Raw genomic sequence first — 14,645 nt, forward strand, 5'->3', positions numbered from 1 at the left:
TGATGGCGCTTTTTAGTGTGTTTACCATGAATTATTGCAAAAGCGACATTCGGTTTCTTTTTGCATTAATACAACAAGTACGGATTTTCGATTATGTCTCTCAAACAAATTACCTCTTTGCCTACCTACAACCCGAATCGCGTCCTCGATGCGATCATCGACAAGCTGCAGCTGAAAAATGATGCCGCCCTGTCGCGAGCACTGGAAGTGGCGCCACCCGTTATCAGCAAGATTCGTCACAACACCTTGCCGATCGGCGCCACGATCCTCATCCGCATGCATGAAATCAGCGATTTCAGCATTCGTGAGCTGCGCGAGTTGATGGCTGCCTAAGAGCGCCTGACAGACGGCAAACTGAGAGGTGCCGTCTGCGTTAGTCAAGCTTGCCGCGTGCGGCAGCCATACCTGTCTTCCGGTTTTCTATTGCGTGTCCGGGCTCAGAGTCGGACGATCCGTATAGAAGCGCCCTGTTTCCAGGCCAGTCGGGGATGACTCGACCAGCGCTGCGGCCAGTTTGCCGGGCGCGCTGGAAAAAGCGGTTTGCGCGGCACCGGTAGCGCGGCCCGAATACGCCGTCGCTTGCACCGCTGCACTGGAAAACGCCGTTTGCACGGCCCGTCCCGAATATGCCGTCGCCTGCACGGCTGCGCTGGAAAATGCCGTTTGCACGGCCCGGCCCGAGTATGCGGTCGCCTGTACCGCCGCGCTGGAAAATGCCGTCGCCTGTACTGCCGCACTGGAAAACGCCGCCTGCACGGCGCGTCCCGAATATGCCGTCTCTGCACGGATGTAATCTTCGCCGAATGTCTGCTCGTACAACTGCTTCATGCGCTCGCCCACGCGGTGGTGCGCCGCTTCGTCGTCTTCGCCGCGCAGGCCGATGTAGGGGAAATGGTGCAGGAAGTAGCCAAAGACTTGCTGGCAATCGGCCGCATATTTCAGCGTGTCGAGAATATGATAGTGCCAGAAGGTGTCGACATCCATCAGCGGCGCCGTTTCTTCCTGCGGGAACTGCTTCATGAGGATGAGGAAGCGGCGATACTCGAACTCCACCGCATTGGCCTTGTCCAGGCTCCATCCCTCGCCGGATTCCCGGTGCATCAGCTTGACCTTGATCGCGTCCAAATTCAAATCGGCAATTGCCTTGAAACTGTCGTTCGTATCCATGAATGTCCTTTGATAAACAGTGTTGGGGAAAGTACGGCGAAGAAACGGAGAGGCTGGCGGTGTGAACTCCTGGCAAGGGGTGGACGGATGCCTGGCCCATGGGGCAAGCGCTATGAGTTGTTCTACGTCAATATTGCATCTAATTACAAAATACGCAAGCTGAGCTTGCTTCAAGTGCGCAGCGTCCCTCAGGCGTTGGCCTTGCTTTCTTCCAGGTAGGGGAAGCGGGTGGCATCGGCGCTCAGCGGCACGCTGACATGCACGCTCATGCCGGCGCCGGGACTGCTCTCGATATAGAAGGTGCCGCCCAGCAGCTTGATGCGTTCCTCGATGCCGACCAGGCCAAACGAGCCCAGCTTGTTGCGTCCGTCGATGGCCGCGCCCACGCCGTTGTCGCTGATGCTCATCGACACCGTGTCGCGGCACTTCTCCAGCTTGACTTGCACGCGGCTGGCATTGGCGTGCTGGGAAATGTTGCTCAGCGATTCTTGCAGGATGCGGAACAGCGCCGTCGCGCACTGGTCGCTCAGGCAAATGTCGTCATGGCTCTCGCTTACTTCGCAGGCGATGCCCGTGCGCAGGCGGAACTGCGCCACCTGCCATTCGACGGCCGCATTCACGCCCAGGTCGAGTACGGTAGGGCGCAAGTCGTTGATGATCTGGCGCACGCTCTTGATGGTGACGTCGATCTGATCCAGGGTAGAGCGGGCGCGGGCGTTCAGGCGCGGGTGGCGCCGCTGCGTGCGCGAGGCCAGCATGTCGGCGTCGATGCGCAGCACCAGCAGGTTCTGGCCCAGGTCATCGTGAATTTCGCGCGCGATGCGCTTGCGCTCCTCTTCCTTGATCTGGTCGGCATGGGCCGCCAGGCGGCGCAGTTTCTGGTGCGACAGCTGCAAGCGGATCTGGCTGGCCCGCAATTCTTCCGTCATGCCGTTCGCCATCTGGATGGCGCGCCGGCGCGACGAGGCCAGCGTGTGGAACAAGGTGTACAGCAGCATGGCGCTGGTAAAGCCGATCAGCAGGGCCAGCCACGGCAGGAAGGCGTCGAAGCGTGTATACAAGTCGTTCTTGCGCACGCTGAACAGCGCTTGCCAGACGCGGCCATTGTGCTCGATCAGCATCGTGCTGCTCAGAAACTTGCTCGAGCTGCCAGGCTGCCACCAGGGCGCGTGCAGGCCCGCCGCGCTGTCAAAGATGGGGCGCATGTCGTGCGGCAAGTCCAGCGGGGTGCGCGCTTGCGGGCCGATATCGAACAGGGTCAGGCGGACATTGCGTACCGGCATGTCGGTCAGCGTGTTGCGCACCATCGTCACCAGATCGTAGCCGATGCCGACCGAGCCCTGGTGGGCCGCGCGCCGCTGTTCCACGGTGTCGGTCGGCATGCCGATGCGATACACGGGCAGGCGCATGGCCATGCCCGTCAGCTGCGGCCGGCTCTGCATCGGCACGGGCATGCCGGAATTGCTGATGTGACTGGAGTCGCGCGACTGCGCCAGCGCCTCGGCGATCAGCGGGCGCGCAGAGATGTCGTAGCCATATTTATCCGTGGCGCTGGCGATCGGCTCGATGTACACGAGCACGGAATAATGTTCGCGCGGCCCGGGAGGGTGGATGGCGAAGGCGGGGTAGCCATCGCGCCCGGCCGGATAATCGCGCCGCATGGCCGCCTCGAATGCGGGGTACTGCGCCGCGCTCACTTCCTGGGCGTAATTGAGATTCATCACGCCGGGGAAGTTCTGCTTCAAGTCCATATTCGCCACGTAGCGGTGGAATTGCTCGCGGCTCACATGTTCGTTGGCGCGGAACAGGCTGGCCGCGCCGCGCAGCAGGTCGGCATACGATTTGACGCGTGATTCGATGTTTTGCCTGGCGTTGCGCGCCAGATTGTTGAACAGTTCGCTGGCATCGTTCTCGATCGACAGCGAGGCGGCCATGTAGAACAGCATGCCTACCATCAGCGACAGCATGAAACCGAGCAGCCACAGCGGTTTTTTTTCAGGGGATAACTGTTGCTCGCCGGCAGTAGAGGACATCGCAATCCGCATCAGGAGGTGGAATCGGGTGCCGCCTGAGGGGCGGTGGCCTTGCTGGCTTGCACAAGTACAATTGTAAATTGCTCAATAGGTGCACAATATACAAAACTATTGTTAATGTAGTCAACTGGCAATGTTTCTCTTGTAAAGCATCGGCTTGAAACGAAAAAAAACCGCCGCAGCGGTTTTTTCGTGGGTCGTCTGGCGCTTTACTTGGCAGGCTGCCAGCTGTCCTTCAGGGTGACGATGCGGTTGAAGACGGGCTTGCCCGGCTGGCTGTCGATCCGGTCGGCCGCGAAGTAGCCGTGGCGCTCGAACTGGAAGCGCTGTTCCGGCTGGGCCAGTTCCGCGCCCGGTTCCAGCCACGCTTGCACCACTTCCTTGGCCAGCGGATTCAAGGCCAGCTTGAAGTCCTTGCCGCCCGCGTCCGGCTGCGGGTCGGTAAACAGGCGGTCGTACAGGCGCACTTCGGCGGCAATCGCCGTCGGCGCGCTGACCCAGTGCATATTGCCCTTGACCTTGTAGTTGGCGCTGCCTTCCGTACCCGACTTGCTGTCCGGGAAGTAGGTGCAATGCACGGCGATGACCTTGCCGTCGGCATCCTTGTCAAAGCCCGTGCACTCGATCACATAGCCGTAGCGCAAACGCACCTTGCTGCCCGGCTTGTCGTCGATCGGCGGATACAGGCGGAAATAGCCCTTGTTCGGCACTTCCATGAAGTCGTCTTCCTCGATCCACAGCTCGCGCGAGATGGGGAAGGTGCGCAGGCCGCGCTCGGGGAAGTGCGGGTGCACGGGCGCCGTGCATTCCACGCTCTCGTTTTCAGGGAAATTGTCGATGATCAGTTTCAGCGGACGCAGCACGGCCACCGTGCGCGGCGCCTTCGGGTCCAGGTCTTCGCGCAAACAGCCTTCGAGCACGCTGTAGTCGATCCAGCCGTCCGATTTCGTCACGCCCGTGCGTTCGCACATCAGCTGGATCGCTTCCGGCGTGTAGCCGCGGCGGCGCATGCCCACCAGGGTCGGCATGCGCGGGTCGTCCCAGCCGTCGACGATTTTTTCTTCCACCAGCTGGCGCAGCTTGCGCTTGCTGGTGACGATGTAGGTCAGGTTCAGGCGCGAGAATTCGAACTGGTGCGGCACCGGTTGCTGGAAGAAGCCGCCGGCGGCCAGGGTTTCCAGCAGCCAGTCGTAGAAGGGGCGGTGGTCCTGGAATTCCAGCGTGCAGATCGAATGCGTGATGTTTTCCAGCGCGTCCGAGATCGGGTGCGTGTAGTCGTACATCGGATAAATGCACCAGGCGTCGCCCGTGCGGTGGTGGTGCGCGTGGCGGATGCGGTAGATGGCCGGATCGCGCAAGTTCATGTTCGGCGAACTCATGGCATCTTCGCTCATCTTCGCGCGCAGGATGTGCTCGCCATCCTTGAACTGGCCCGCCTTCATGGCGCGGAACAGGGCCAGCGATTCGTCGCGCGGACGGTCGCGGAACGGCGAATTCTTGCCGGCCTGGCCGAAATTGCCGCGGTTGGCGGCCATGTCTTCGGCGCTCTGGCTGTCGACATAGGCGAAGCCGGCCGTGATCAGGTATTCGGCCATCGCGTACAGCTGGTCGAAATAGTCGCTCGCGTAGTGCAGGTGGCTCTGGCCGTCGCCATTCTTCGGTTCCCAGTCAAAGCCCAGCCATTTCACGCTGTCCATGATGGTGTCGACGTATTCCTGCTCTTCCTTGGCCGGATTGGTGTCGTCGAAGCGCAGGTTGCACTGGCCGGCGTAGTCGCGCGCCAGGCCGAAGTTGACGCAGATCGACTTGGCGTGGCCCACGTGCAGGTAGCCGTTCGGCTCCGGCGGGAAACGCGTGATCACCTGGGGCAGGCCGGGACGCACATGGGTGCCGGCAGCCAGGTCGGCTTCGATGATGTTACGCAAGAAATTGGGCGCCAGCGCCGGAGCGGCGGCAGCGGTACTATGTTTATCGTTGCTCATTGATCAATGCGGAAGAGTGACAGTAAAGAGCATTTTACCGTACCGCAAGCGCTTGGATACGACCAATTCGCTGCCAATTCACCGGTATTTGCCCGCATATTCAGCCATGCAAGCGACGCCGGCGCCGTTCTATAGGATAATTCGCCTTTAATTAGCAAAGAAAACGTGACCCCGGAGCCTCATATGGAAAATTTATATAACGTCCTCGGTGTCGCGCCCAATGCCAGCGACGATGAAATCAAGAAGGTTTACCGCTCGCTGGCCATGCGCTTTCACCCCGACCGCAACCAGGCCCCCGGCGCCGAGGCGCGCTTCAAGAGCGTCACCAAGGCTTACGAGATCCTGGCCGACCCGGCCAAGCGGGCCGAATACGACCAGAGCGTGAACCACCGCATCATCATCGACCCGGAAGCGGAAGCGTACGCCTTGTGGTGCGGCGTGTTCCGCCTGCATGGCACCGCGCTTCCGGCTGATTGAAGGCGCTGGCGGCCGCCTGGCCAGCCTGAATAATTTGAAAAATAACAATGGCGCTTATCTATGACAGCGCCGCGTATTACATTGGAAAGCACAGCATGAGAAGAGTACACCCTGAATTCGCGTACCAGTCGCGCGAGCTGGAAGGCCAGATCGAAGGCATCCTCGGCGACCCGCCGAACCGCAAGAACTATAAAAGCATGGTCGACGCGCTGGTCGGCGAGTACGCGAGCGGCGGCGGTATCGAAGACGTGAACATGCTGGCCTTCGCGCTGGTCGACCACATCACGTTCAGCGACCCGAAAGGCTTGCTGGCCGAAAGCGAAGACTACGAGTTCGGCGACCCGGCCCGCGTGTTCTCCATGGCGAGCTGCGCCGCGCCCGAGGCGGCGAAGATGTACGCCGCCATCGAAGAGAGCTTCCCGGACCTGGCGCGCCAGGCCATCATCACCGCCTTCCTGCACAAGAATCCGCGCCTGTGGGACGACGACGACCAGTCGCTCGACCAGCTGGCCGCCAATGACGACGGCGACGACGAGCACGACGAAGACGAAGCGACCGACGATTTCGCCCAGATGTTTGACCAGGATGGAGATGACCATGGCAGATAATGACAAGCAAAATGCGGATCAAAAGAGCAATCTTCCCGCGCTGACGAAACAGGTCACGGAATTGGTATTGTCCGGTTCGCTGGGCCACGCCGAGCAGGCGTTTGCCGACGCGGCCGACCAGTATGGCGACCTGGCCGTGGTGGAAGTGCTGAACGCCATCCCGCCGCAGGTGACGGCCCTGCACCTGGCCGGTTTCGACGGCGGCAAGATGTCGCTGGCAACCTTGCTGGTGCCGCCGAAGGCCTGGGCCGACAGCCTGGCCTTCATCGCCGCCACCTGGAGCGACGACCAGATCGAGGACGATCCGGAACGCATCGCCGAAGCGCTGTTCGCGCACATCCACGGCGTGGTGTTTTCCACCGACGACGCCGAGCGTCGCCGCGAGCTGCTGCTGGAAGCGTCGGCCACCGACTGGGGCGCGACGGCCTTCGCCATCCTGTTCTCGATGGCGCCGAAGGAAATCCTCGAAGTGGCGGGCGAAATCGTCATCAAGGGGCCGTACGTGACGGGCGTGACCTCGTCCGACAACGACGTCGTGCCGCTGGCCATCGAACTGGCGCAGGCGAATGAAGACGGCTGGGACCGTTCGCTGTTCGAGCTGTTCCCCGACTTCCGCCACAGCGCCGACCTGGCCGACGCCGAATATTCGGACGACCCGGACGAAGAACCGACCATGTTGCAGCGCAGTACCAAGGAATTGCTGTACCGCCTGCGCAAGCAAGTGCCGAGCACGCGCAGCGCGCCGCGCAGCAGTACGCGCCGCAGCCTGGGCACCGGCATTTTCTCGTGATGAAAGCAGGGAACGACTGATGCTGCCAGCAATTGTTGTAGAGAATCTTCCGCGCCTGGTGCGCGCCATCAAGCTGCTGCCGAACGACCCGCGCGAGGACGCGGCGCTGAACCTGGCCGACGAATTGACGGGCATCACGGCCATGGTGGCCGAGAAGTTCACCAATGAACGCACGGCCGACGGCATCCAGAAGGCGCTGTACCTGACCGTGGGCGGCGTGTCGCTGGGCCTGGAGCAGGCCGTCACGCATGAAGGCGACCAGGCCGCGCTCGACTTTCTCGTCGAGCACGGCGCCGAGCACGCGTTCCAGGTGGGCTTTCGCCTGATCAAGGAATTGTCGCAGCTGCCCGAAGACGCCCTCGTCGGCGAATACGACCAGGACCCCGTCTACCTGCAGCGCCGGCTGCGCGAGCTGTTCATCGATATTTGCCAGGCCGACCCGAACCAGAACTGGGCCGGCTATGAAAAATATGCGCTGCAGTTGCAACAGCGCAAGGAAGTGCAAGCCGTCGTGCGCCTGGCCAGCTGGCTGCGCCGCCACCATGACAACGGTCCCGTCAGCGACAGCGACTTGAATGCCGAGGGCGTCATCGCCCTGGCCATCATCTTCGCCATCGAGGGCGGCGGGCGCATCATCGCGCGCACGGGGCAGAAGGAGTTCGAGCGTTTCGTGCGTTCCGTGCGCAAGAACAAGCCGGACTTCGAGGAAGGCTGGGCCGCCCTGGTGGCCAAGGTGCCCGTCCAGCATCACCCGGTGCTGCTCGACCGCATCGCCTCCTACCGCCGCAGCTGCACCGTCGTGCATAAAATCCTCACGCGGGCCAGCATGAAGAGCCTGTTCGAGGACCTGGAGAATTACGCCGGTTCCGAACTGGACGCCGACTACTCGTAGCGCCGCTCACGCAGGCCGGCGCCTGCCGGCCTACGCTCCCACTTCCATGGCAGCCTCTGCCGCCAGCTTGACGAACGCCGCCACCAGCGGCGACGTCTCTTCTTCCCGTTGCGCCAGTAGCAGGCTGGTGGTCGCCTGCGGGTCGGCGATCGGGCGGTAGCACACGCCGTCCATGCGGATGCGGTCGAACGAGGCGGGCAGCACGGAAATGCCGCAGCCGGCCGCCACCAGGCCGATGATGGTCGACGCTTCGCCCGCTTCCTGCGCCACGTGGGGCACGAAGCCGGCCGCCTTGCACAGGCGGAAGATCTGCGGATAAATCCCCGTGCCCGCATCCTTGGGATACATGACAAACGCCTCGCCCGCCATGTCGGCGATGGCGATGCTGCGCTTGGCCGCCAGCGCATGGGCGACGGGCAGCACGAGGAACAGCGGGTCCTGGCGCAGTTCCGTCAGCTTGATATCGTCGGGGTAGGCCGTTTCCGGCGGGCGCACGAAGCCCAGGTCCATGGTACGGCCACTGATCGCTACCAGCTGATGCAGGGTCGCCATCTCGTGCAAGGTCAATGTGACGTGCGGGAATTGCTGGCGGTAGCGGTTGATGACGGTGGCGAAGTACGGCGTAAATGGCGTGGAAAAGGTAAAGCCGATGCGCAGCTCTCCCGCTTCGCCCCGCTGGGCCCGGCGCGCCGTGACGGCCGCCTGTTCCGACAGGGCCAGGATGCGCCGCGCATCGTCGAGGAAGAGGCGGCCGGCCTGCGTCAGCCGCACGGAGCGCTTGTTGCGTTCGAACAACTGCGCACCGAGTTCCGCTTCCAGCGCCTGGATTTGCTGGCTCAGCGGCGGCTGGCCGATGTGCAGGCGCTCGGCGGCGCGCGTGAAGTGCAGCTCCTCGGCGACGGCGACGAAGTAACGCAGGTGGCGCAATTCCATAGGATAGGTCGATCCAGTAATCGTTTTAAAGTATGAGTTGGGCCTTAAATATATATTGGACGATATGAGTTGGCAATCCTAACATGGAGACTCGCTTCCTCTTCCGAAACACGGCCATGTCTGATTCATCGCTTGCCTTTGCTCCCGCCGCCCCATCCGCCATTCCGGTTTCCGCTCCCGCTCCGGCGCCCCGCACGGCCATCGCCAAGGGATCCATCGAATTCAAGCGCAGCAACCGCGCGCTGTTCTTCGGCGGCTTTTCGACCTTCAGCCTGCTGTATTGCATCCAGCCCCTGTTCCCGCTGCTGTCGCAGCAGTTTCATCTGACGCCGGCGCAAAGCAGCTGGTCGCTGTCCGTGTCGAGCGGCTTGCTGGCCATTTCGCTGGTGCTGCTCAGCGCCGTGTCGGACCGGGTCGGGCGCAAGCCGCTGATGGTGGCGTCGATGTTTGCTGCCGCCATCCTGACGGTGCTGTCCGCGTTCGCGCAGGATTACGCGCAGCTGCTGGCCATCCGCGCCGCGCTGGGCGTGGCACTGGGCGGCATGCCGGCCGTGGCCATGGCCTATCTGGGCGAGGAAATCGAGGGGCCGTCGCTGGGCCTGTCGATGGGCCTGTACATCGCCGGCAGCGCGTTTGGCGGCATGTCGGGGCGGCTGGTGGCGTCCATGCTCAGCGATTTCCTCTCGTGGCGCTGGGCCCTGGGCGTGCTGGGCGTGGCCGGCGTGCTGGCGGCAGCCGAGTTCTGGCGCAGCCTGCCGGCGTCGAAAAACTTCGTGCCCAGCACCAAGGGCTGGAATGCCTTGCCGCACGCCATCGGGCAGCATTTTTCCGACCGTGGCTTGCCGTGGCTGTTCTGCCTGGCCTTCGTGCTGATGGGCTGTTTCGTCAGCCTGTACAACTACATCGGCTACCGCCTGCTGGCCGCGCCGTTCAGTCTGCGCCAGAGCACGGTCGGCTTGCTGGCCTTCTTGTATCTGATCGGCATCTTCAGCTCCGTCTGGGCGGGCCGCCTGGTGGACCGCCTGGGGCGCCGGGGCGTGCTGTGGATCATGCTGTCGGTGATGCTTTCCGGTATTTTGCTGACCCTGTTCGACTCGCTGCCGCTGATCGTCGGCGGCATGGCGCTGGCCACGTTCGGCTTCTTTGCCTCGCACTCGATCGCCAGCAGCTGGGTCAGCCGCCGCGCCCGCGCGCCGCAGGCGCTGGCCTCGGCCTTCTACCTGCTGTTCTATTACCTGGGCTCGAGCCTGATCGGTTCCGCCTCGGGCATGATGTGGGGCTTCGACGGCTGGACGGGCGTGGTCGCCATGCTGGGTGTATGCCTGGGCGGCGGCGTGCTGATCGCCCTGCGCCTGCGCCACCTGCAGCCGCTGGGCGCGCGCGAAGCGGTGGGCTGAGGCGGCTATTTCGGGCACATGCCGATCATCGTTTCCCCATTCTTGCCCGCGCGCGTGGTCACGCACAAGGTGCCCAGCGCGCTGGTGATCTTGTAGGTGCGGCTGCCCTTGGCCGCATTCGCGCCCACCTCCTCGATTTTCGACGCCTCGTACCATTTCGGCGGCACGGCCGCGTAGGCCTCGGCAAAGCCTTGCTGCATGCGCTTGAAGCCCGTGTCCTCGAATTTCTCCCCGCCCCGCTGCGGGAATTCCTTGCGCAGCTCCCTGTCGATCTTGCCCACGTCGCGTTTGGCTTGCGCGAGGATATCGGCCGCGCTCGGTGGCGTGGCGAGCGTGACCGCTTCCGGCGTTGCAGGCGCCGGCGGCGGGGCCTGCTCGACGGTTGGGGCGGGCAGGGGGCGGCTGATGGGTGCCGGCACCGGCCTGCGCGGCAGGTTCGCGGCCACTGGTTTTGCGCTGGGCGACGGTACCGGCTTCGGGGGCGCAGCGGGCGTGTGGCGCAGCCAGGCGATGGCCGGACCCCGCGGCAGATCCCCGTCAGTGGCAACGCGGGGCCGCGACTGCAGGAAGATATAGGTCAGGCCCACGTGCAGCAGGACGATCAGCAGCAGGCCGGGAGCGCGGCGGGGCAGGGATGGCAACGAGGTCATGGAGGACATGGTGGTTCAGGTACGCCAATGTATCTGAGGTATTTGATAATTATCTAAAATGTCACAAGCGCTTACAAAAAAGTTCCTCTTGGCAATTTCAACGCCAGGGCGGCCGCCAGGGAACCCTGCGCCAGCCGGATGATCCAATCAGGAAGACATCACGCGAAGAGGAGATCACCATGTTGCAGGCAAAGGAAGTGGCGCGGCGCTTTGGTTCCATCGAGCAAGCGATCGGCGAGGCGGCGCAGCTGTGCGGCAAGCAGCAGGGCATGCCGATGGACTTGAAGGATTGCCTCAATCAGATGGACCAGCAAAAGAGCGCCGTGCGGCAAGCCATCGAGACGCATGACGATGCGCGCATCCGCCAGGCCGTCGACCAGATGGAATCGCTGGGCGACCGCGCCAAGCGGGCGTGCGGCACGGCGGCCGGCCTGACGCCGGAAATGCAGCGCGCCGTGCTGAAGGTCCACAACGAATTATCGGACTTGAAGCACCAGCTGCATTGAACGCCTGTCAAAACCTGCTGCGCGTCGTGGGGCGCGGCCTGCGATGCTCACCGGCCCGGCGTCCCCGTGCATTCGCGCAGCCGTGTTTCTCTGGCCAACGGGGCGCCGAGCTTCACACCCGCTCGCCAGGGTTTTGTCAGCACGGTTTTGTCAGGCGTCGTAACGGTTTTACATCTGGCGGAACAGATGGGCATACAAGGGGCTGACGCGCAGTTGCGCCGGGTGCTGGCGCAGGGTCAGCGACAGCTTGCCTGCTTCATCGCGCACGGCGCTGGCGATGGCGCTGGCATTGACGATGGTACCCCGGTGGATTTGCCAGAATTGTTGTGGATCAAGCTGGGGCAGCAGTTCCTTCAGGCTCGTGCGTATCAGCGCTTCGCTGTCGCGGCACACGACATTGATGTATTTGTCGAGCGCTTCGAAATACAAGATGTCGGCCAGCGCGATCATGCGCACGCTGTTGCCGACGGCCGCCCGTATCATTTGCAGGCGCGGGGCGGGCGGCACCATCGCCTGCAGCTGGGCCAACAGATGGGCCAGCCTGGCGTCGCTGGCGGCCTCGCTGTTGACGTTGGCATTGGCATTGGCATTGGCGCTGGCCTCGCCGGTGACCGTGGGTGCCGGCGAGGCTGGCGCGATTGAATCTGTTGAACCTGTTGCTGCCCTTGCCGCGGCCTGGCTGTCCTGCCAGCGCTGCTGCAGGCGTTCCACCGTCTTGCCCAGGCGCGTGTCGTTGACGGGCTTTAACACGTAGTCGGCGGCCGCATGCTCGAAGGCGGCCAGCGCGTACTCGTCATAGGCGGTGACAAAGACGATGTGCGGGAATGGCGCGCCGTCCGGCCATTGCTCGGCCAGCTCCTCGGCCGCTTCCAGGCCTGTCTTGCCCGGCATCTTGATGTCGAGAAAGAGTATGTCGGGTTGCAGCGCCAGGCCTTGCCGCACGGCGTCGACGCCATTCGGGCAGGTGGCCACGATGTCGAGTTCGGGCCATAGCCGTTGCAAGGCATGCGCGAGGGCGGCGGCGAGTATCGGTTCATCTTCGGCGATCAGGGCGCGCGCGGCGGTCGTGTGGTCGGTCATGGAAGGGCGCTCGTAGTGGTGGTAGTGGTGGTGGTGGAGGAAAGGGGCAGGGCCAGGCGCGCGACGACGCCGGCCGGCGTGCTGGCGTCCAGCGACAGGCTGGCGGCGGCGCCGTACATGACGTGCAGGCGTGCGCGGATGTTCGATACGCCCAGCTGCGTGCCCTTGGTCTGGCCCGGATGATCGAGTCCCAGGCCGTCGTCGGCGACGGTCAGGGTCAGCAGGCCGCCGGCCATGGCCGCCTGTACGTGGATGTGGCCGCCTTCGATCTTCGGTTCCAGTCCGTGCTGGATGGCATTTTCCACCAGCGGCTGCAGCAGCATGGGCGGCACCTTGATGTCGCGCAAGGCGTTAGGCAAGTCCAGCGTAAAGCGCAGGCGCGCGCCCATGCGGACGGTCATCAGGCCCAGGTAGGCTTGCATCAGCGTAAATTCCTGGCCCAGCGTGGTGGATGCGGCGCGCGAGGAAGTCAGGGTGGCGCGCAGATACTGGATCAGCTGGTCGAGCAGGAGCTGGGCGCGGTCGGGGTCGAAGCCGATCAAGCCTTGCAGGTTGGCCAGGGTGTTGAACAGCATGTGCGGTTCGATCTGCGCCTGCAGCAGTTGCAGCTGGGCCTGCATGGCCTGGCGCGCCACGGATTCGGCGCGGGCCTTTTCCTCGGCTGCCGCCATTTGCAGGCGTGCAATCTTTTCGCGGCTGGAGAAAAACAGCACGGCGCCGCCCGTGACCAGCAGGGTGAAGACCAGCGTGCCCATCATCCTGGTGGGAATCAGGTTTTCCATGCCGCCCACCTCCACGCCCGTCAGCCAGCCGAACAGGAGCAGGCCCAGCACTTGTGCCACGGGCACGGAGAACGCGATGATCAGCAGGAAAGGCAGGAACTTCGGCCGCTGGCCATCGCCCCACAGGGTCAGGCGGATGCCGTCGATCAGCAGGAAGGCGATCGTGCCGATGCACATCGAGGCGACCATGTTCTGTCCAAGATGGCTGCCGGGATTGAGGATGTAGGTGATGACGAGTGCGCAGATCGCGTTCAGCGCCAGCGCATAGCGCGCATCGGGCAGCATGCGGTAGTAGGGTGAGCGGGCCTTGGAGGGGGCTGGAGCGTCAGCGGTGCGGGCGTCGGATTTCATGCGCGTGTCTGGTGGTGGCAAGGAGCGTTGAGCGATGGGGCATTGTCTGCCAGCGTTGCCGGCGGCGCAACAGGGCTGCGACGAAACGGTACCGGCACGGCGCCAGAAGCGCCATGGCGGCGCCAAGCGGCCCCGCTTTACTTTTTGCTCCCTGCGCGCAATAGTACGGCAAGACAGTCTTGAACCAGCAGTTTCGCGAAAAAGGAAATCCCCATGTGGCCCTATCCACGCATCCTGGCGCACCGCGGCGGCGGCACCCTGGCGCCTGAAAACACCTTGGCCGCCCTGCGCTGCGGCCTCGCCTACGGCTACCGCGCCGTGGAATTTGACGTCATGCTGGCAGCCGACGGCGTGCCCGTCGTCGTGCACGACCCCGAGCTGGGGCGCACGGTGGCCGGCAGCGGCGCCGTCAGCGATTACACGGCGGCGCAGCTGGGGGCGATGGAGGCGGGCGCCTGGTTCGGCCCCGCATTCGCGGGCGAGGGCGTGCCCACGTTTGAGGCCGTGGCGGCGTATTGCAAGGCGCAGCGCATCTGGATGAATATCGAGATCAAGCCGGCGCCCGGCCATGACGCGCAGACGGGCGAAGCGGTGGCGCGTGCCGCGCGCGATTACTTTGCGCAAGAGATCGCCGTCGGGGAATTATTACCCTTGCTGTCGTCGTTCAGCACCGCAGCCTTGCAGGCGGCGCGCCAGGCGGCGCCGGAACTGGCGCGCGGCTGGCTGGTCGAACAGATACCGCCCGATTGGGCACGGCAGGCAAGGGAACTGGACGTGGTGGCGCTCCATTGCGACCACCAGCAGCTGACGCATGCGCTGGCGCTGGCAATCAAGGAAGCAGGGTTGGGATTGTTCTGCTATACCGTCAACACGCCCGAACGGGCCAGCGAATTGCTGGCTTGGGGCGTGGACGGTTTTTGCACGGACCGGATCGATCTGATTCCATCCATGGAGTAGGGCGGATTAGCGGGGCAAGGCCCCGCGTAATCCGACGACA

At 63.6% G+C, this 14,645-nt stretch carries 15 protein-coding genes; 8 read left to right on the forward strand and 7 right to left on the reverse strand.

Annotated features, from left to right (window positions below):
• Window positions 1–93 precede the first annotated feature (93 nt).
• Complete coding sequence (locus O0880_RS20340; RefSeq protein WP_029496207.1) at window positions 94–333, forward strand: hypothetical protein; 240 nt, start codon at window positions 94–96, stop codon at window positions 331–333.
• Window positions 334–420: 87 nt separating this feature from the next.
• On the opposite strand, the gene O0880_RS20345 is transcribed toward O0880_RS20340, so the two are convergent.
• The 3 genes from O0880_RS20345 to O0880_RS20355 all read right to left on the reverse strand — a co-directional run bounded on the left by O0880_RS20345 (window position 421) and on the right by O0880_RS20355 (window position 5,182).
• Window positions 421–1,167 carry a hypothetical protein gene (locus O0880_RS20345; RefSeq protein ID WP_071325012.1) on the reverse strand — a complete coding sequence of 249 codons (747 nt, stop codon included), beginning with the start codon at window positions 1,165–1,167 and terminating at the stop codon, window positions 421–423.
• A 188-nt stretch (window positions 1,168–1,355) separates the two neighbouring features.
• A complete protein-coding gene (locus O0880_RS20350) occupies window positions 1,356–3,200 on the reverse strand; it encodes a CHASE domain-containing protein (RefSeq protein WP_289888427.1) in 1,845 nt (614 codons plus the stop codon).
• Between the two features lie 209 nt (window positions 3,201–3,409).
• Window positions 3,410–5,182, reverse strand: coding sequence for a glutamine--tRNA ligase/YqeY domain fusion protein (locus tag O0880_RS20355; protein ID WP_289888433.1), 1,773 nt, complete (start codon window positions 5,180–5,182; stop codon window positions 3,410–3,412).
• A 183-nt stretch (window positions 5,183–5,365) separates the two neighbouring features.
• On the opposite strand from O0880_RS20355, the gene O0880_RS20360 reads away from it, so the two are divergent.
• The 4 genes from O0880_RS20360 to O0880_RS20375 all read left to right on the forward strand — a co-directional run bounded on the left by O0880_RS20360 (window position 5,366) and on the right by O0880_RS20375 (window position 7,949).
• Window positions 5,366–5,659, forward strand: coding sequence for a DnaJ domain-containing protein (locus O0880_RS20360; protein WP_071325010.1), 294 nt, complete (start codon window positions 5,366–5,368; stop codon window positions 5,657–5,659).
• Between the two features lie 95 nt (window positions 5,660–5,754).
• Entirely contained in the window at window positions 5,755–6,267 is a 513-nt protein-coding gene (locus O0880_RS20365; RefSeq protein WP_071326651.1) for a hypothetical protein, read from the forward strand.
• A complete protein-coding gene (locus tag O0880_RS20370; RefSeq protein WP_034781755.1) occupies window positions 6,257–7,057 on the forward strand; it encodes a hypothetical protein in 801 nt (266 codons plus the stop codon). Before O0880_RS20365 ends, O0880_RS20370 begins: the two co-directional genes overlap by 11 nt.
• 19 nt (window positions 7,058–7,076) lie before the next feature.
• Complete coding sequence (locus O0880_RS20375) at window positions 7,077–7,949, forward strand: hypothetical protein (protein ID WP_289888439.1); 873 nt, start codon at window positions 7,077–7,079, stop codon at window positions 7,947–7,949.
• Between the two features lie 30 nt (window positions 7,950–7,979).
• Here the strand turns inward: O0880_RS20375 and O0880_RS20380 are convergent, their stop codons facing one another.
• The gene (locus O0880_RS20380) at window positions 7,980–8,882 is read right to left on the reverse strand and encodes a LysR family transcriptional regulator (RefSeq protein ID WP_289888440.1); all 903 of its coding nucleotides are present in this window, start codon (window positions 8,880–8,882) and stop codon (window positions 7,980–7,982) included.
• A 116-nt stretch (window positions 8,883–8,998) separates the two neighbouring features.
• On the opposite strand from O0880_RS20380, the gene O0880_RS20385 reads away from it, so the two are divergent.
• A complete protein-coding gene (locus tag O0880_RS20385; protein WP_071325007.1) occupies window positions 8,999–10,279 on the forward strand; it encodes an MFS transporter in 1,281 nt (426 codons plus the stop codon).
• Between the two features lie 5 nt (window positions 10,280–10,284).
• Here O0880_RS20385 and O0880_RS20390 read toward each other — a convergent pair whose 3' ends face one another.
• A complete protein-coding gene (locus O0880_RS20390) occupies window positions 10,285–10,938 on the reverse strand; it encodes a hypothetical protein (RefSeq protein ID WP_289888441.1) in 654 nt (217 codons plus the stop codon).
• 170 nt (window positions 10,939–11,108) lie between these two features.
• On the opposite strand from O0880_RS20390, the gene O0880_RS20395 reads away from it, so the two are divergent.
• Entirely contained in the window at window positions 11,109–11,435 is a 327-nt protein-coding gene (locus tag O0880_RS20395) for a hypothetical protein (protein WP_071325005.1), read from the forward strand.
• A 168-nt stretch (window positions 11,436–11,603) separates the two neighbouring features.
• Here O0880_RS20395 and O0880_RS20400 read toward each other — a convergent pair whose 3' ends face one another.
• A complete protein-coding gene (locus tag O0880_RS20400; protein WP_289888442.1) occupies window positions 11,604–12,515 on the reverse strand; it encodes a LytTR family DNA-binding domain-containing protein in 912 nt (303 codons plus the stop codon).
• Entirely contained in the window at window positions 12,512–13,648 is a 1,137-nt protein-coding gene (locus O0880_RS20405; RefSeq protein WP_289888443.1) for a histidine kinase, read from the reverse strand. Before O0880_RS20405 ends, O0880_RS20400 begins: the two co-directional genes overlap by 4 nt.
• 213 nt (window positions 13,649–13,861) lie before the next feature.
• On the opposite strand from O0880_RS20405, the gene ugpQ reads away from it, so the two are divergent.
• On the forward strand, window positions 13,862–14,605 hold the full coding sequence (ugpQ, locus tag O0880_RS20410; protein ID WP_289888444.1) for a glycerophosphodiester phosphodiesterase: 744 nt from the start codon (window positions 13,862–13,864) through the stop codon (window positions 14,603–14,605).
• Window positions 14,606–14,645: the final 40 nt, after the last annotated feature.

Origin of the sequence: Janthinobacterium sp. SUN118 (assembly GCF_030397695.1) — a bacterium.
Lineage (GTDB): Bacteria > Pseudomonadota > Gammaproteobacteria > Burkholderiales > Burkholderiaceae_D > Janthinobacterium.